The sequence below is a fragment of the Microthrixaceae bacterium genome, assembly GCA_023957975.1.
Classification (GTDB): Bacteria; Actinomycetota; Acidimicrobiia; order Acidimicrobiales; family Microtrichaceae; genus JAMLGM01.
In genome coordinates this window covers 1-18,927 of the sequence record JAMLGM010000007.1, presented here as the reverse complement: position 1 = coordinate 18,927, position 18,927 = coordinate 1, and the positions used below count along the sequence as shown (strand labels likewise).

Genomic DNA, 18,927 nt, shown 5'->3' with positions numbered 1-18,927 from the left:
TCGTTGTCAGGGGTTCCGTTTAGTGTCATACATATGTTCGAGGGCTTCGACAGCGAACTGAATAACCTGGGTTCCGGGATCGACGATGTGGCGGTGTTGTTCGAACTGCAACGGCGTTTGGATCTGCACATGATCGACGTGTTGGGCGAGTTGGATGCTGTTGGGATGACCGACATCGTCGAAGGCCTGTCCGCCAAAGCGTGGGTGTCGAAGACGGCTCGTTGTTCCGGTGTGACCGCGGCCCGACGTGTTTCGGTGGCTCGGGCGGTGCGGCGCCGGTATCGGCCCGAGGTGTTGGACCGGCTCCGTTCCGGTGTTGCGGGGTTTGACCATCTGGTCGTGATCGGACGGTGGTCGAACCCGCGGATCGAACCCACCTGGTCCGACAACGCCGGACCCATGTTGGATTTGGCCGAACATTTGACGTTCGCGAAATGGGAAAAGATCATCGCCGCGCTGGCACGCCTCGTCGACACCGACGGCACCGAACCCGCCCCACCAGCCGAAAAGTCCTGGCTCGACCTACGCGACATCCACGGCCCCGACGGTGTCATCGGCGTAGAAATCGTCGGAGAGTTCTTCGGCGACTACGCCGAAGTTGTACGCCAAGCCATCAACGACGCCACCAACCGTCACCGCAAACAGGTCCGCAACGACGCCGAACAATTCGACCGGTCACCGACAACATCAGAATCCCAACTACGGGCGAAAGCGTTGATGGACCTGTGCCGGTTCGGCACCCAGTTCACCCTGTCGGGTAACTACCGGCCAGGAACCGCAGAAGTCACCATCATCTTGCAGGCCGACGAACACGGCCAACCACGCGCGTATTCGCCTACGGGTGATCCACTCACCGCGGACGTGATCGAACGGATGATGTGTGACCCAGAACTACGCGCTGTCCTGTTGGACTCGTTGGGCCAACCGTTGGATGTCGGCCACTCCGTACGGCTCGCCACCGATGCTCAACGCGCCGCACTCGCCGCACGGGATGGGGGGTGTTGTTTTCCCGGCTGCGAAGCACCCGCACAACAAACCGAGACCCACCACGTCCGCCACCACCGCAACGGCGGTGCCACCGCGGTGAACAACCTGGCGTGTCTGTGCCGACACCACCACGGCCTGGTGCACCGCGTCGGATGGGCCATGCACATCACCACCGATGGTTGGACCCTCTACACCCACCCCTGTGGCATCACCATCTGGGGACAACAACACGGTGTTCAACGCCAAGGCCCCATCCCCGAAGAACTCGCCACCCAACCCGAACCCCCGGCCCGACCGAAGGTGAAAGTCCGCGGCGGGACCGTCGATTTGGGCGACGCGATCGCCACCATCCGCCGCCGCTACGACCGCATGGCCGCCACCCCCGACACCCGCATGTACCGACCCCACGACGCCCGCAGGTCAAACACAGGCCGAAACTCGGGCAGGAGCAGCCGAACCGGTGGAGCGACGAGGGCCAGGCGAGCCACCGCCGGGCAACTCTCACTCACCCCGACCAAACCACCCCAACCACCGATACGCCAATGAACCGGCGAGCGACGGGGCACGCCGGGATGGATCCGAAACGTGTGCGTCGAGTGTGGGGCAGCCGACGGCATGTCGTCAGGGGCGCCAGTAGGATCCGCTACATGACCGGACCCAGTGCCCCTCAGCCGAGTTCTCCCCAGTCCAGTGCCCCTCAGCCCACACCCGCTTCCTCTCCTGCGACCGGAACGGTCGGGGCTGATTCGCGCGCTTCTTCGGGTGCGACCGAATTGAGCGCGGCCGAGATCGTTGCGCAACTCGATCGCGACACCAAGATCTCGCTGGTGTCGGGCAGTGGGTTCTGGTGGACCGAGGCGCTGCCGCAGTTCGGCCTCGAACAGATCATGGTGACCGATGGGCCACATGGGCTGCGCCAGCAGGGCGCGGTCGGCGACCATCTCGGCCTGGCGGGTTCGACCCCGTCCACGTGCTTTCCGCCAGCGGTCACGGTCGGCAGCGCCTGGGACGTCGACCTCGCGCACGACATCGGCGTGGCGATCGGCGAGGAGGCCAACGAGCAGGGGGTTGCGGTCGTGCTCGGCCCGGGCCTCAACCTGAAACGCCACCCCGGTGGCGGTCGCTGTTTCGAGTACTACTCCGAAGACCCGCTGCTCGGCGGCAAGCTGGCGGCGGCGTTCGTGCGTGGCACCGAGTCGCAGGGGGTGGGCACCTCGGTGAAGCACTTCGCGGTCAACAACCAGGAGACCTACCGGCTCGTCGTCGATGCGGTGGTCGACGAGCGAACGCTGCGCGAGCTGTATCTGAGCGGGTTCGAGATCGCCGTCACCGAGGGGCGTCCGTCGACGGTGATGAGTTCCTACAACCGGGTGAACGGAACCTACGTTTCGGAACACCACGAGTTGCTCACGTCGATCCTGCGCGAGGAGTGGGGCTTTGACGGGCTCATCATGAGCGACTGGGGCGGCACCAACGACCGTGTGGCCGGCATCGCGGCGGGTGAGGACCTTGAGATGCCGGGCAGCAAGGGCCCCTTCGACCCCGAGATCCGCGCCGCGCTCGACTCCGGAGCGCTCGACGAGGCCGCCCTCGACGCGTGCGCCACTCGGGTCGTGGAACTCATCCAGCGCTTCCAGCGTCCTGCGTCCGGGCCGAGTTCGGACCGCGACGCACACCATCAGCTCGCTCGTCGCGCCGCCGCTGCGGGCTCGGTCCTGTTGTCCAATGACGGAGTCCTGCCGCTGACGCCGACGGGGACGATTGCGGTGATCGGGTCATTCGCCACCTCGCCGCGCTATCAAGGCGCGGGCAGCTCGCAGGTGAGCCCCACCAGGCTCGACAATGCGCTTGACGCGCTGCGCGAACGGGTCGGCACCGATGCGATCGTTCGGGTGGCTGAGGGGTTCGACGCCAAGACCGGCAACGCGTCGCCGGCACAACTCGACGAGGCGGTGGCCGTCGCCACCGATGCTGATGTCGCCGTGGTGTTCGCTGGGCTGCCGGCCCGCTTCGAGTCCGAGGGATTCGATCGCACGACCCTCGATCTTCCCAGCGGCGTCGTGGCCCTCATCGAGGCCGTCGCGGCGACGGGCACCCCGGTGGTCGTGGTGCTCAACAACGGTGGTGTGGTGCACCTGCCGTGGGCCGACCGGGTGAATGCCGTGCTCGAATGCTGGCTCGGTGGCCAGGCCGGAGGGCCGGCGATGGTCGATGTGCTCTTCGGTGACGCCGAGCCCGGTGGGCGGCTGGCCGAGACGATTCCGGTACACCAGGCGCAGCTGCCCGTCGACCGCTTCTTTCCGGGTGAACCCCGCCAGGTGCAGTACCGCGAAGGGCTCTTCGTCGGCTACCGGTTCCACGACACCGCTGGGGTCGAGCCGAGGTTCGCCTTCGGCCACGGTCTCTCCTACACGTCCTTCGAATGGGGCACTCCGAAGGTCACCGGGTCGGGTACCGATCTGGCGGTGTCGGTGACGGTGACCAACGCCGGCGATCGCCGGGGTTCCGACGTCGTGCAGCTGTATGTTCGCGATGTCGACTCCACCCTTCGGCGACCCGACAAGGAATTGCGTGCCTTCGCCAAGGTGCATCTGGACCCCGGCGAGTCGACGACGGTCACGTTGCCGCTCGACCGTCGAGCGTTCGCGGTGTGGGATGTGTCGGCGCACGACTGGTTGGTCGAGGCCGGAGAGTTCGAGTTGGTCGTGGCGCGCTCCGCGGCCGACATCCACGCGTCGATCGCGGTCACGGTCGAGTCGGACGACGTGGTGGCCCCGATGCCGACCCCCAAGGGTTACGCGGCGACCGAGACCGAGTTCGTCGCGCTGTTGGGTCACGCCCTTCCGTCGGTTCCGGCCGACCGGCCGTTCCATCGCAACTCGACGCTGTCGGACCTCGAGACGACCAAGATCGGCAATTCGATCGCCAAGCAGGTGTTGAGGGAGGGTGTGAAGCGGGCATCGCACGAGTTCCCCGACCCCGACGAGGCGACGTTGGCGATGATCGAGTCGGCGTTTCGCGAGGGGCCGTTGCGCGCGCTGGTACTGCTGAGCAGGGGAGTGGTGCCCTTCGACGCGATCGATGGGGTCATCGACGCGCTCAACAAGGACTGGTCCGGCGTTGCCAGCCGAGCCAAGCGGGCCCTCAAGCGCTGAGGTCGCCGCGATCCTCGTGCGCGGCGTCGCCTTCAGGATTTGGCGTGGGTGGTTTTTGGGTTGGTTGGGTGGTTTTCGGTTGGTGGTCGTTAGCGTGGGTGTTGTTGGTCGTGGGGTTGGTTTGTCGCGAGTCAGACTTTGTGGCAGGGCTGTTAGTTGAGTCCTGATTGGAGAGTCTGTCATGGGAAGACCCCCGGTGATTCCGGTGGAGAAGAAGAACCGGATCGTGTTGAGCGTTCTGGCTGGTGAGATCTCGGTCGCGGAGGCGGCTCGTCGCGAGAAGGTCTCCGAGCAAGCGATCGGGAACTGGAAGCGACAGTTCCTCGAAGCGGGCAAGGCGGGGCTGGCGGCGGGCAAGTCGGGCCCGTCGTCTCGCGAGGAACAGCTCGAGGTGGAGGTCGCTGATCTGACCCAGGCGCTCGGCGAGGCGGCAGTCGAGCTGCGGGTGTGGAAGAAGTCTGCTGAGGGCCGCTTGGGCCCTTCGAGGACCTCGAGGTGATCCGCGTCGAGGCGGGCATGTTGACCGCGAGGTTCTGTGCGCTGGTCGACATGCCCGAACGGACCTGGCGGCGCTGGCAGGCGAACGCCCGGGCGGGTCGCCCGGTGAAGGGGCCGTGGCCCCGCCCTGTGCGCGACGCGGTGCGCGACACGGTGCGTCGTCACGCGTTGGCCCATCCGGGCTGGGGGCATCGCAAGGTCTGGGCGATGACCCGTCATGACGGGCATCGGGTGTCGGAGTCGACGGTGCTGCGCCTGTTGCGCGACGAGGGCTTGTTGTTGCCTGCCGCGTATCAGCGTGAACGACGCCAGCTCGCCCAGCGCCGCAAAGCGGCGTTCGCCGTCGAGCCGACCGGGCCGAACCAAATGTGGCAGCTCGACTTCTCCGAGTTCGAGACCACCCAGGGAGGCACGTGGCGCCTGGCGGGGTGCCGGGACTACTTCTCGAAGTACGAGCATCCGTTCCACGTCTCACCGACCGCGAACCAACACGACGCGATCGCGGCGATCGAGGCAGCGCTCGCCGAGCACGAAGCGCTCTTCGGGCATCCGTTGCGGGACCGCTGCCGCGTCGATGAGACGACCGGTGAGGTGTTGCCGGCGGTGACGATCGTGACCGACAACGGCGGCCCGTTCCGGTCGTTCCGCTTCGAAGCGTTCATCGCCGCGCACCCCGAGCTCTGCCATGTCCGCACCCGGCCAGAACGGGTCCCGCGAACGAGGGTTCGGCACCTTGAAGTACGAGTGGCTGTTCCTCGACGACATCGCGGACGCCGTCGAGCTCGTCGAACGAGTCGACGCCTACCGCCACGACTACAACACGACGAGGCCGCATCAGGCCCTCGCCTGGAACCGGCCAGAGGAGGTCCACCTGGGCCTGGCCAGCCCCACCACCCCCACCTTTGAAACCCAAGAAATCCTGCCAACTACTTGACGCGCGACAGATCAACCCACCCGCCGTACAAACCGCATGACCACCCACAACCACCCGCAACAAAACCGGCAAAACCTTATTGACACGCTCCGCTACGGAGTCAGCAACGGCAAGAACGTGTACGTGGGGATTACGAACAACGTTGCTCGTCGTCAGGCGGAGCACGGGTCGAGGTTCGTGCTCGATCCGATCACTTCGTCGCCGGTAACGAGAGGGCAGGCACGGGCCATTGAGGAGGCGTTGATCGTCCGAAACCCGGGTTTCCAGAACGTGCGACACAGCATCAGTCCTAACCATTCGTGGTACCAGGAGGCTGTCGACTGGGGCGAAGCTTGGCTCCGAGCCAACGGGTTGTAACGATGAGTGACGTTCTCACGAACCTTCAGGTACTGAAGCCATCGCGTAAGAAGCCGCAGGCCGGAGAACTCTTCGCGATGCAGCTGCCCGATGATCGGTTTCTGTTCGGGCGGGTCGTCACGACGGAAGCGATGGCCGGACCGTCGATGGGTGGCGCGATTCTGATCTACGTCTACCGGCCTCGTTTCGACTCCAAGGAAGTGCCGGAGCGCTCAGCGCTTTCGGCCGGTGAACTGTTGGTGTCGCCGATGATGACGAACCGCCTACCGTGGTCGAAGGGGTACTTCGAGACGGTGGCTCAATGGCCGATCAAGGCCGGTGATGTCCTCGAGCAGCACTGCTTCCGGCGTTGGGATGGTCGTTACTTCGATGAGGCGCTCAACGAGGTGCCGGGCGCGGTGGAGCCGGTCGGCGACTACGGGTTGCACAGCTACCGGACCATCGACGACGAGATCAGCGACGCGTTGGGGTTTGAGCGGGCGCCTGACTGACCGTCGAGCCCGTCTACCCGACTGTCGTCGGCTTGTTGAGTGGTGTTTGTCGTAGGGTGGGGTTGTGGGTGGTGTTGGTTGTCTCCAACTCAAGGTTGCGGGGAACCAGGTTTCTGTGCGGGGTTGGTTGGCGTCGGGTTCGGCGTCGAGCTGGACGACGGTCACTGATTCGAGTGTGTCGGTGGCGGGAGCGACTCGGGTGTCGTGGAGTCGTGTCGCTGGTGTGAACACGGCGGTGGTGGATGGGTTCCGTCAGTTCAACACGTCGAGTTCGTTGTCGCCGTTTGTCACCTATTCCTATGATGATGATGGGCGGGTGATCGGCGAGGCGTTGGTGTCGGGGTCGTCGCGTGGTTACACCTATACCGATGGTCGTGTGACTCAGGTGACCCAGAGCGTGCCTGGAGCGAACCGGACAACCAACTTTTCGTATGATGTTGCGGGGTCGGTGTCACAGGTTGGGGTGGTTGGTGGTGACACGACCTCCTATGGCTATGACAACGCCGGTCAGGTCGTGACGGCGACACATAGCGCATCTGCGAACGAGTCGTGGTCTTATGACGGTGCGGGGCGTCGTAGTAGCTATACGGTCGGGTCCGATACGACCACGTATAGCTATAACGCCCGGTCGCAGTTGATGTTGGTTGATCACCCGACCGGTCCTGACACCACCTACACCTATGATCAGGCTGGTCGTCGCACCGGTGAGGCAACCGGAACGGCGACGGTCGCGTACACCTATAACCCGTTAGGGCAAACCGCGACGATCACTCGTAGCAACAGTGGTACCGCGATCACGAAAGAGGATCGGTCATATCATCACGACGGTTTGTTACGTCGTGTCACCACAACCGGACCGTCTGACACGTTCTTGCGGTACGTGAAATACGACTGGGATACCACGACAACGGTTCCCGAGTTGGTCACCGTGTTGGATGGGTCATCGAACACTGCGATCGTGTCCGGACCTACCGGACCGGTCGCGTCGACGAAAGCGAACGTCCCAACATTGTTTGGTCTCGACGGGTTCGGGTCGGTGATCAACAGCACCGGTCAAAGCTTCGCGAACGCGTCAGGTTATGACACCTGGGGTAACCCGACCGGATCGACTGCGACCGCGGCGCCGACACTTGGGTACCGAGGCGAGTTGAACACCCAAACCGGCCTCTACCTGCGTGCCCGCGACTACAACCCGAACACTGGACAGTTCACCACCATCGACCCGCTCGACGACATCACCGGAACCCCAACATCAGGAAACCCGTACCACTACGTCAACAACGACCCCATCAACTGGCAAGACCCACTCGGCCTCGCCCCAGGCCTCGGCGCCCCCACCGACCATAATTTCGGTAACGCGTTCGACTTCTTGTTGGGCGCCGGTTCGTTCGACCCGATCGACATGTTGGGTAACGATTGCAGCCAGTTCGAAGTAGGTCTTGGTACGGCGTGCATGATCGTGAACCTGTGGGGGGCAACGAACGGTCAGTACTGCGGTGATGATCTGATGTACATGGAGGTTTGTTATAGGGCGTACAAAGCGTCGCTGAAGACCAGGCTCGCGAGCGTGTACAGCCAGATCGCCGGCTACGCGTCAGTCGTGGAGAAACTCACGAGCCTCGCGTTGACCGCAGGGCTCGGCACAGGCGCCTGGAAAATCGCTGAAATCAACGACGTCGCGTCAGCCATCAACACATGGATGAAACGCGGCGGCGCCCCCAAATTCGACGAAATCGCTACCGTAGCCGGATCCCTACTCAACATCCACAAATCACTCTCCAGCATCGGACGAATACCCACCCCAAGCGGAACACCTGCACGATTCATCGACAGTGGTGGGGCGATCATCGACCGAGCGTCGATTCGTACGACGGTCAGCGCTCAGCGACAGGGCCGCCATGTTCTCGGAGATCGGCTCTACAGCGGCGGGAGCTACTTCAACTCTGCTGACGATGCTCAGCGGGTGCTAGATGACTTCCATAGTGGTGCCGCTGAGATCCTTGGGATCGAAGGCAATGACATCGTTGTTCGCTCACCGAACGTGACGGGCTTCAATCACAATCCTGGTGCAGGCTTCCCTAACCAGGCCACGAATGTGTTCTTCATCAAAGGGTCGGCCAACCCAAGCGTGGTTCCGTACAACCCGAACTGGACTCCATGATGTACCCGTCACCGAGCGATCCGCTGTCGGCGCCCGTGTGGGAGAATTACGTAGTCGCCCAGGTGGTGCAGGCGAGTCTGGGGCTGATCCCAGAGGGCGCGCTTGCCGTCGGCGTTCGCGTCGAGGGCACACTCGTCAGCCTGGTAGTGCAGTTGAGCGAGTCCACCTCGCGTGAAAGCGATGACATCGACGACATTCGCACGACTCTCGATGATCTGCTGGGCCCCGAGGTTTCCGTGGAAGTGATCACAGAGCACCTCCGCGACAGAAGAGTCTCGCCGTATGACGGCATTCGCTGGGTCTACCTGCGTCGGGTTGAGGATTGAATGATTCGATTGATTCGGCTGCTCGTCTTCGGTCTCGTCGTCGTACTCGCGTGGCCGCTCGCTGTTGCCTCGGCTACGACCACGGGACTGCCGCCCGTAGGGGTGACATCTGAGCTGGCTTGCCTGTGGGGCAGGCCTGGAAGGATGTCCTCATGCCCAACCCTATCCGCAGGAGTTCCGCGACGATGTCGTAAAGGTCGCCCGGAGCCGCCCCGACGGTGTGACCCTGGAACAGGTCGCCGCCGATTTCGGGATCCGCCCGATGACGTTGTCGAAGTGGCTTCGCCAGGCCGCTGTCGACGACGACGGCCCAGTTCCTGGAGGCCATTTCGGGGTGGCTGAGCGACCTTGAGGGCTGGTGTGCGATCCAGGGCAGGGAACTACCGGCCGAGCCGTCGTGGGCGCTGGTCGCCTGGATCGTGTCAGCGGGCCTGACCTACGAGTAGCCGGCGCGGCGGTCCCACCATGTCGGCGGCCACCCTGAGTGAGCGCGGGAACCGGGAACGCGGGCCTGTCGGGCTGTCACCACTTGCCTCTACAATCGGTGTTGTGACCGTGACGCTCGACCTTCCAGCAGAGGCCCAAGCCCGCCTCCAAGCCGAAGCAGCACGCCGCGGGATCACCCTCGACCAACTCGTCGCCGAGATTGCCGACAGCTTCCCCGCCGATCCAGCCAACAGCGATGGTGCGGTTGAGGCACCGCGGCGCAGGCGTTCTTTCGTCGGGATCGGATCGTCGACGAGTGGCCGCAACGCCCGCGACGCCGACGAAATGCTGGCCGAGGGATTCGGGCGCGACTGACCGTGCTCATCGTGGACACCGGCGTCATCGGCATCGCTGAACGCCTCGGCCAGACCACGATCGCCACGCTTGACCGTCGGCACTTCACCGTCGTGCGGCCCGCACACCGCGACGGCTTCGTGCTGATCCCCTGACGAGGCGGGTGCCTGAAGCGCCGACTTGTATGGCTGTAGAAGGTCGTTGAGGTTTCGGCCCGCAGCGTTCCGTTGGTCGTGACGGCGGGAAGGAGATCCAACCCGTCGGGGCCGCGGTCCTGGCGCTAACGCAGGAGGCTGGCGAGAATTCCGCCGGAACGGCCACCGATCTCGGCGACGAGCCGGTTGATTTCCGACGACTTGAATCCGAGGTGCTTGAGGCGCGCCTTGTCCTTGCCGTCGGACTGTTCCAGGGCAAGGTGGGCGAGCGAGTCGCCGGCAAACAGCAGGCGGCTCTCCTTGGTTTCGAGCGGTTCCTCGCGGTGGTGATTGCCGATGGCGGTGACGAGGGTTTCGGGGAACTGCCAGTTCGCCAACACCGTCGCCGCGGCCTTCGCGTGGCTCATGCCGAACTCTTCGGTCTCGCGTTCGGCGAGCGTGGAGTCGTCGGCGTGATCGCGGCTGATCTCGCGGTAGGTGACCGGATCGACCGTGTTGAGCATCGGTGTACCGAGGTCGTGGATGAGCCCGATGGCGAACCCGTCGCCGGGGGAGACCTCGAAGTGCCGGGCGATGAGCGAACACGCCGCAGCGGTCGATGCCGAGTGTTCCCAGAAGCCCTCCGGTGCCGGATGCTTCAACCCGGTGAGCCCCGAGGCGAACATGATGGCCATCGATCGGATGGTCGAGAACCCGAGGATGGCGACGGCGATCTGGGTGGTCTTCACCTGGCGGGCCATGCCGAAGGCCGCGGAGTTCGCCATACGGAGCACCTGCGCGACGAAGATCGGGTCCTGTTCGATCGCTGCCGCGATCTTGCGGGCGTCCGCGTAGGGATCGTCGGCGAGTTGCAGCACCTGCATGGCGATGTGGCGGGCCCCCTCGACGTTTTCGAGCGCGTGTTCCAGTTGTTCGACGCGATGAGGGTTGGTCGCCGTCACCATCGACATGTCATGACCTCCGAAAGAGAATTTGTCGAGTTGTCGGCGCGGTCGGCTCACAAACTTGAGCCGACCGCGCAACGACGCATCAGACCGTGTGAATCAGGTGGTGTGGATCAGGTGGTGTGGATCAAGCGGTACCGATCAGGCGGTACCGATCAGGCGGCACCGGCGCCGCGGCGACGAAGGACCACGAACAAGCCGCCGATACCGATGGCGATGACTCCGCCCCACACGAGCGTCATCGTGTTGGACCCGGTCCATGCCAACTTGTCGGCCGCGGCGCGTTGCTCGGCGTTGGCCGTCAGCTTGGCCATGACCGTCGGGGTCGAGGGGATCGGCGTGGGCGACGGCTCGTTGACGATGGTGGTGCAGTTGGTCTGCACCGTCGCCGAGCCGATGACACCGTCAGCGATCACGTTGGCCGAAACGACGTCGTTCGGGCCCATCACGACCGACAGTTCGGCACCGCTTTCGCCAGTGATCACCTTGCCGTTGATCGCCCAGGTGAACACCGGCTTGGCGCCCTTGGGAAGACCCGTCACGGTCGCGGAGATCTTGACGGGATCGCCCGCCTTGACGGTCGCCGGACAGGACAGGGCGATGGTCGCACGGACGACGCCGACGTCGTCGAGACAGTCAAGCTTGACCGAATCTGAGGTCAGCCCGGTCGGGTCGGTCGCGGTGACGCTCACGACGTCGTCAGGCTGCAGCACGATCGACAGCGAGGCACCGGTCTGGCCCTCGACGACCTTGCCGTTCACGGTCCACTCGAAGGTGAGCGAGTCGCCGTCGGCATCGGTTCCGGTTGCGTTCAACACGGTCGGCTCGCCGAAGACGATCTGGTCCGGGCAGCTCAGCGTGACCGTCGGCTTCGAGGTGCCGGTGCACGTCGAGGTCGCCACGGTGCTCTCGAGGCCTGCCGAGTCGATGGTTCGCACGCCGACCTGGTCGCCGCGCTCAAGGGTGAGCTTGGCGCTCGGGCCGGTCTCGCCCTCGACGACCTTGCCATTCACGGTCCACTCATAGGTCAGGGCCGTGTCGTTCGCGTCGTCTTCGACGTCGGCACCCTTCGCGGTGAAGGTCACCGGCTGCCCGAACACCAGGTCCTCAGGGCATTCGAGGCTGACGGTCGGGCGGGTGTTGCCGGTGCAATCCGCACTTGCCGCCGCCGAGACGATGCCGTCTTCGGTCGTGACGGTCACCGTCAAGGTGTCCCCGGGCTGCAGGCTGATGACGAGGCGCGGGGTGAGGTTGCCGTCGATCGGCGCGCCGTTGTGGCTCCAGGTGTAGATCAGGGTGCCCTCACCGTCGGGGTCGTTGCCGTTGGCGATGAAGGTCGCCGGCTCCCCGTAGATGGTCGGCACCGGACAGGTGATCGTCACGGTCGGGCGATTCGCACCCACGCAGTCGACGGTCACCTCGTCGGAGGTCATGTCGTTGGCCTCGTCTCGGGCCTGCACCGACACCGAATCGCCGGCTTGGAGCACGAACGTGGCCTGGGAGCCGGTCTGTTGCTCATCGACGGTGCCGTTCAGGCTCCAGCGATAGGTGAGCGCGTCGCCCTCGGCGTCGTTGCCGACGGCGACGAAGATGGTCGGCTCGCCGTAGAACACCGCGGCCGGACAGGTCAGGGTGACCGTGGGCGGGGTGTTTTCGGGCGAGGTGATGCAGTCGACCTCGACGCGGGTGCTGGTCAGACGACCATCTGAAGCCTCGACGGCGACCACGTCGCCAACCTTGACCTCGATCGTTGCCGAGGGTCCGGTCTCACCAGCGACGACGGTGCCGTTGAGATACCAGGTGTAGGTGAGCTCGTCGCCCTCGGGATCCGAACCTTTGGCTTCGAAGGTCACCGGCCCCGGCGCGGCATCGGCCGGGCACTCGAGGGTGACCGTCGGCGGCTGATTGCCGATGATCGGGATGCACGAGGCCACGACCTCGTCGGAACGGCTACCGCCCGAATCGATCGCGGTGACCGCGACCCGGTCGCCGGCGTTCACGACGGTCTTGAGCATGGCCGTGTCGTTGCCGGCGACGACGGCGCCGTTGACGGTCCACTCATAGGTCAGGGAATCGCCGTCGGAGTCGGAACCCTCGGCGAGGAAGGTGTTCTCCTGACCCAACACGAGGTCGGTCGGGCAGTAGAGGATCACCGTCGGTGCCGACTTCGCGACGCAGTTGGCGTCGGCCGAAGCGCTCTGGCCGACGCTGTCGGTGACGATCACACCGATCTGCTCACCGGGCTGCGGGGTGTGGGTGAAGGTCGCCTCGGTCGCGCCCTCGACCGGCTGACCATTGACGGTCCACTGATAGGTGATGGCGTCGCCGTCGGGATCGGACGCGTTCGCCGTCCACGTCGCAGGCTGGCCGTAGCTGACGCCGTCGGTCGGGCACGCGATGTCGACGGTGGGTCGGCCGTTGTCGGTCCACGACGCAGCGACGGTCTGGTTCGCCTGGGCGATACCCGGCTTTCCGATGATGAGCTTCTGTCGGTTCGGACGAACGAAAACGCGCCCGGCACTGAGCGGTGCGGCGGCGGTGCGCAGGGTGACCTTCACATTGGAACGCGGCCCCGCTGCGGTGACACAGAACCTCGACGCTCCGGTGACGGTGTTGATCGTGGTCGCGACATCGCACACGCCGTCGACGACGGGATGGGCGTTGACCAGGGAGTCGGAGAGCTCGATGGCGATGGGGTCGGTCGAGGTCGTCGCGACGTCGTAGAAGATCGGCGATCCGTACGCTGCAGAACCCTTCGCAGGCGTGACGCTCAGCGTGCCGGCCGGCTCGGAGGAGACCGGGTTCCGTTCGGCATCGTCGACGAGCGACTGGTAGCGGGCGATGACCGCAGCGTCGTTGCGAGCATCGTTCGTCGCCAGGTCGAACCCGTCGGAGAAATGCCAGATCGCGGCCTGCGCGGCGGCGATCTCCACGGGGTCGAGGGTGGTGGTCGCGTTGGTTTGTGACAAGACGCGAGCGACCTTGGCCAGGTTCTTGACGTTCGACTCTTCCCAGCCGGTCTCGGCATAGGGCACGCCGAATTCGATGGCGGTGCCGATGTCGATGCAGAACATGAACGACGGCGCACTGTTCAGGTCGACCTGAAACAGCATGGTGGGCACCTTCTGGGACTTGCCCTGGTACGTGCCGTGCACGGTCTTGCCCGACGGCCCGCTTCGCGGCGTCACCGAGGAGGCGGCGTCGACGCTGGTGAGGGTCAGGCCGAGGGCACCGATGATGACGACGGCGGCCGCGAAGATCGCGAGCAGCCGTTGTCGCCCGGAAGTCGATGTGGAGGTCGATGTGGAGGTCGTCACCATCTCCACATCGGCACCTCGGTGCGCGAAACAAGGGGATTTCTCAGAAAACCCCCGGATCCGGCCCGGCGGCGACCCTCGGTACAGACCGGGCGACGGCCCTCGTCTCAGACGCGCCGAACGGAGATGTTCACCTCGGGTCCGACGACGAAGTCGATGTCGGTGGCGAGGCAGGCCTCGCTCACCATCGCCACGTGTTGACGCGCGGCGTCGAGGATCGACGCCTCCGCGGTGAGGGTGACGGTGATGCGGTCGGTGATGTGGAGATCGGCGTCCTTGCGGGCCTGTTGGATCTGGCGGATGATGTCGCGGGCAAGCCCCTCGGCCTCGAGGTCCGGCGTCACCTCGGTGTCGAGGTTCACGAGCAGGCCGAGGTCGACGATGCCACCTTCGGGGTCGAGCTGGCGGGCCGACGCGACCGCGAATCCGTCGGTGGGCTGCAACGCGATCTCGAACTGTCCGGCGTCGAGTCGATGGCCCGCGGCGGTGACGGTGCCGTCGCCATTGTCGGCCCAGTCGCCGGTCTTGGAGGCCTTGATGACCTCCTGGACAGCCTTGCCGAGCACCGGCCCGAGCACCTTCGCGTTCACCTTGAGCTGCCAGGTTCCGAACCCGGAGGCATCGGCGGAGAACTCGACATCCTTCACGTTGACCTCGTCCGCGATGAGGTGGGCGAGCGGCGCCAGAGCAGGGGCGCCGTCGCCGGCCACGGTGAGCCGACGAAGCGGAAGGCGGGTACGCAGCCGTGCGTCCTCGCGCAGGCCGAGGGCAGCCGAACACACCGCCCGCACCGCGTCCATGCGCGTCACGAGTTCGGCGTCGTCGACCAGGTTGGCGGCGTCGGGCCAATCGGCCAGGTGCACCGACGCCGCGGCACCTTCGAGACCCGCCGAGGCGGTGAGGCCTCGATACATGTGGTCGGTGAGCAGCGGCAGCAGGGGAGCGGCGACGCGCAGCAGGTTCAGCAACACGGTGTAGAGGGTGTCGTAGGCGTCGCGCTTGTCGTCGCTCAGGGTTCCCTCGTCGACCGAGCCCGGCGCCCAGAAGCGATCGCGTGAGCGACGGATGTACCAGTTGTTGAGCGCGTCGATGAACGACACGATCTCGTGGCAGGCCCCGGCGACGTCGTAGTCGTCCATCTGGCGGGTCGTCGTGGCGACCAGCGCTGCGGTCTTGGCGAGGATGTAGCGGTCGAGTTCGCCGGAGGCGTCGCTGCGTTCACTCGCCCGATACCCGTCGACGTTCGCGTAGCGGCAGAAGAACGAGTACGCGTTCCAGATCGGATTGACGACGAGGCGGACGACCTCGGCCATCCCCGAGCCGTCGCGGGCGATCTTGAGGTCGCCGCCGCGCAGGATCGGCGAACTCATCAGATACCAGCGCAACGGGTCGGACCCGATCGTTTCCATCACCTCGACCGGATCGGGGTAATTGCGCAGCTTCTTGGACAGCTTGCGGCCCTCGGCGTCGAGCACGACGCCGTGGCACATCACGTTCTGGAACGCCTCGCGGTCGAACAGCGCCACCGACAACACGTGCATCGTGTAGAACCAGCCCCGCGTCTGGGCGATGTATTCGACGATGAAGTCGGCGGGTTGGTTCTTGTCGAACCAGTCCTTGTTCTCGAACGGGTAGTGCGCCTGAGCGAAGGGCATCGACCCCGACTCGAACCAGCAGTCGAGCACCTCCGACACCCGGCGCATCATCGACGTGCCGGTCGGATCGTCGGGGTTGGGCCGCACGAGGTCGTCGACCATCGGCCGGTGGAGATTGTCGGGCCGAACTCCGAAGTCGCGTTCGATCTCGTCGAGGCTGGCGTACACGTCGACGCGCGGATACGCGGGGTCGTCGCTCTTCCACACCGGGATCGGGGCACCCCAGAACCGGTTGCGGCTGATCGACCAGTCCCGGGCGCCCTCGAGCCACTTGCCGAACTGGCCGTCGCGCACGTGGGAGGGGATCCAGTTGATCGACCGGTTGGTCTCGAGCAGCCGGTCCTTGAAGTCGGTGACCCGCACGTACCACGACGACACGGCCTTGTAGATGATGGGGGTGTCGGTGCGCCAACAGTGCGCATAGTTGTGGTCGATCGTGTCGTGACGCACGAGCTTGGATTCGTCGCGCAGCCGTTTGGCGATGAGCGGGTTGGCCTCGAACACGTTGATGCCGGCGTAGTCGGAGACCTCGGCGGTGTAGTTGCCCGAGTCGTCGACCGGGCTGACCAACACGATGCCGTTCGCCTCGCCGACGCGCTGATCGTCCTCGCCGTGGCCGGGCGCGTTGTGCACGACCCCGGTGCCGTCGGAATCGGTGACGAAGTCGTCGCCGAGCACCCGGAAGCAGTTCTCGCGCCCGGCGAAATACGCCATCAGCGGCGTGTAGGTGCGCCCGACGAGTTCGCGCCCGCTCATCGTGGCCCGCACCTCGGCGTCTTCGCCGAGTTCGCGGGCGTAGCGTTGCGCCGCAGCGGCGCCCAGGATCACGAACCGGGCTCCGCCGGCCGCCTCGTTCGCCGGCGACTCGACCAGGTGATAGTCGAGGTCGGGCCCGACGACGAGCGCCAGGTTGGCCGGCAGCGTCCACGGCGTCGTCGTCCACGCCCACATCTCGGTGTCGCCAAGATCGCCGGCGGCCGGGTCGAGGCGAAATCGCACGGTGAGCGCGGGATCTTGACGCGGGCGCATGGCGTCGTCGAGGCGGATCTCGAAGTTGCTCAGCGGCGTCTCGGCCCCCCAGGAATACGGCATGACCCGGTAGGCCTCATAGAGCAGGCCCTTACGGTGCAACTCGGCGAATGCCCACATGACCGATTCCATGTACGGAAGGTCGAGGGTCTTGTAGTCGTTGGTGAAGTCGACCCACCGAGCCTGGCGGGTCACATAGGTCTCCCACTCCTGGGTGTAACGCAGCACCGAGGTTCGACAGGCGTCGTTGAAACGGCCGATACCGAAGTCGGTGATGGCCACACGTCCGGAGACGTCGATCTCCTTTTCGGTCTGCATCTCGGCGGGCAGGCCGTGGCAGTCCCAGCCGAATCGACGCTCAACCTTGTGGCCACGCATCGTCTGATAGCGGGGGATGACGTCCTTCACGTACCCGGTGAGCAGATGGCCGTAATGGGGGAGACCATTGGCGAACGGCGGGCCGTCGTTGAAGATGTACTCCGGCGCCCCGTCTCGATGATCGATCGACGCCTGAAATGTTCCCTCGTCGTCCCACAGCTCCAACATCTCGCGTTCGATCGCGGCGAAATCGGGTTTCGCAGCGACGTCGGGGTAGGGGGTGGAGCCGGAATCCTGGGTGGTCACGAGCCGCGATGCTACCGGCCCCGATCGGTGTGGCCCGAACCGGTTTCGCCCCGCTGCACCTGGCGCTCCGACGGTGTTCCGCAATCCGAGGCCTCGCAGCGTCTAGCCTCTCGTGCCACGCACACATCTTTCGGGCGACAGCTCTGGCGATGATCGTGCAACACCAATAGGGAGGACATATGAAGAACAGTCGCATGGTTCGCGCCGCGATGGCCCTGGGCGCTTTCGCCCTGCTGGGCACCGCGTGTGGGAACGACGACGACAGTGCGTCGACCACGACCAAGGCCGACTCCACCACCACGGAGGCGCCGTCGAGCGGAGCCGATCGAGGCAACGTCGACGGGATGCTGAAGATCGGGACGCTCGTTCCCCAGACCGGCGATCTCAACACCATCCACGATTCGCTGGCAACGCCGATCGAGTTGGCGCTCGCGGAGATCAACGAGGCCGGCGGCGTGCTGGGCAACGACGTCGAGCTCGTCGAGGGCGACGACGGCACCTCGGCCACCGTTGCACAGACGACCTACGACAAGTTGATCAACTCCGACAAGGTCGACCTCATCATCGGCCCGGCGCCCTCGGGTGTTGCCGCCAAGCTGGCCGACGGCTTCGGCACCGACCGTGTGCCGGCGTGTTCCGGATCGACCACCGCCGCGAACCTTCAGGGTGCAGGCAACGGCTACTTCTTCCGCACCGCACCCGGCGACGATCTGCAGGGCCCGGCCCTCGCGGAGCTCATCAGCGGCGACGGGCACACCGACGTGGCGATCATCGCCCGCAACGACGACTACGGCAAGGGCTTTTCTGAGTCGCTCGCCGCGGCGTTGGAAGACAGCGGCGCGACGGTCACCGAGACGGTGCTGTACAACCCCGACTCGGGTTCGGGCTATGACGCCGACGTGCAAAAGGCGCTCGATTCGAGCCCCGACGCGGTGGCCGTGATCGGCTTCAACGACGACGGTGCGCAGATCGTCAGCTCGCTGATCGGCAAGGGGCAGGGCCCCGATGTGATGCCGACCTACACCGCGGATGGCATGCAGGGCTCGAGCTTCGGCGAGACTGTCGACCCGTCGAACCCCGGCAAGGTGGCGGGCATGAAGGGCACGGCTCCGGCAGCCGCACCTGCTGGCATCGACCACCCGTTCACCGCGAAGTTCGCGGCGACCGGGGTGGATACCATCTTCAGCTCGTACTACTACGACTGCACCATCTTGATGGCCCTGGCCGTTGAGGCCGCAGAGTCTGACGATGGAACGGCCGTCAAGGACGCGTTCGCCGCGAACCTCGAAGGGGACAACGATTGTCAGACCTTCGCCGACTGCAAGGCGTTGCTCGCCGAGGGCAAGACGATTCACTACCGGGGCGCCTCCTCAGCGTTCGACACCTGGAACGTGATGCAGCCGGCCACCGGCGTCTACGACGTGTGGCAGTTCACCGACGACGGCAGCGTCGGCGAGGTTGACGGCGCGGAGCAGATCTCCGTTCCGTGACCTTCTAGCGAGCCGTGTTGTTGG

The 18,927-nt window shown here is 65.3% G+C and carries 12 protein-coding genes; 9 read left to right on the top strand and 3 right to left on the bottom strand.

Translation table 11 applies throughout. The features are described from left to right. The first annotated feature begins 33 nt into the window (after window positions 1-33). From M9952_10850 to M9952_10815, 8 genes are all read left to right on the top strand, one after another. Window positions 34-1,533, top strand: a complete 1,500-nt coding sequence (locus tag M9952_10850) for an HNH endonuclease (GenBank protein ID MCO5313415.1) — start codon at window positions 34-36, stop codon at window positions 1,531-1,533. 101 nt (window positions 1,534-1,634) lie between these two features. Then, window positions 1,635-4,142: a glycoside hydrolase family 3 C-terminal domain-containing protein gene (locus M9952_10845; GenBank protein ID MCO5313414.1), complete on the top strand. Its 2,508-nt coding sequence runs from the start codon at window positions 1,635-1,637 to the stop codon at window positions 4,140-4,142. A gap of 181 nt (window positions 4,143-4,323) precedes the next feature. Next, complete coding sequence (locus M9952_10840) at window positions 4,324-4,641, top strand: helix-turn-helix domain-containing protein (protein MCO5313413.1); 318 nt, start codon at window positions 4,324-4,326, stop codon at window positions 4,639-4,641. Then, on the top strand, window positions 4,638-5,546 hold the full coding sequence (locus M9952_10835) for an IS3 family transposase (GenBank protein ID MCO5313412.1): 909 nt from the start codon (window positions 4,638-4,640) through the stop codon (window positions 5,544-5,546). The genes M9952_10840 and M9952_10835 overlap by 4 nt, the downstream gene beginning before the upstream one ends. Window positions 5,547-5,933: 387 nt before the next feature. After that, complete coding sequence (locus tag M9952_10830; GenBank protein MCO5313411.1) at window positions 5,934-6,422, top strand: immunity 26/phosphotriesterase HocA family protein; 489 nt, start codon at window positions 5,934-5,936, stop codon at window positions 6,420-6,422. Window positions 6,423-6,603: 181 nt separating this feature from the next. Beyond that, entirely contained in the window at window positions 6,604-8,583 is a 1,980-nt protein-coding gene (locus tag M9952_10825; GenBank protein ID MCO5313410.1) for a hypothetical protein, read from the top strand. Further along, the gene (locus M9952_10820; protein MCO5313409.1) at window positions 8,583-8,909 is read left to right on the top strand and encodes a hypothetical protein; all 327 of its coding nucleotides are present in this window, start codon (window positions 8,583-8,585) and stop codon (window positions 8,907-8,909) included. Before M9952_10825 ends, M9952_10820 begins: the two co-directional genes overlap by 1 nt. A gap of 549 nt (window positions 8,910-9,458) precedes the next feature. After that, on the top strand, window positions 9,459-9,710 hold the full coding sequence (locus tag M9952_10815) for a hypothetical protein (GenBank protein ID MCO5313408.1): 252 nt from the start codon (window positions 9,459-9,461) through the stop codon (window positions 9,708-9,710). 259 nt (window positions 9,711-9,969) lie between these two features. Here M9952_10815 and M9952_10810 read toward each other — a convergent pair whose 3' ends face one another. From M9952_10810 to ileS, 3 genes are all read right to left on the bottom strand, one after another. Then, complete coding sequence (locus M9952_10810; protein ID MCO5313407.1) at window positions 9,970-10,794, bottom strand: HDOD domain-containing protein; 825 nt, start codon at window positions 10,792-10,794, stop codon at window positions 9,970-9,972. A gap of 149 nt (window positions 10,795-10,943) precedes the next feature. After that, window positions 10,944-14,108: a PKD domain-containing protein gene (locus M9952_10805; GenBank protein MCO5313406.1), complete on the bottom strand. Its 3,165-nt coding sequence runs from the start codon at window positions 14,106-14,108 to the stop codon at window positions 10,944-10,946. Between the two features lie 104 nt (window positions 14,109-14,212). Continuing rightward, complete coding sequence (ileS, locus tag M9952_10800; GenBank protein ID MCO5313405.1) at window positions 14,213-17,413, bottom strand: isoleucine--tRNA ligase; 3,201 nt, start codon at window positions 17,411-17,413, stop codon at window positions 14,213-14,215. 179 nt (window positions 17,414-17,592) lie between these two features. Here ileS and M9952_10795 point away from each other — a divergent pair, with 179 nt between their 5' ends. Continuing rightward, complete coding sequence (locus tag M9952_10795; GenBank protein MCO5313404.1) at window positions 17,593-18,903, top strand: ABC transporter substrate-binding protein; 1,311 nt, start codon at window positions 17,593-17,595, stop codon at window positions 18,901-18,903. Window positions 18,904-18,927: the final 24 nt, after the last annotated feature.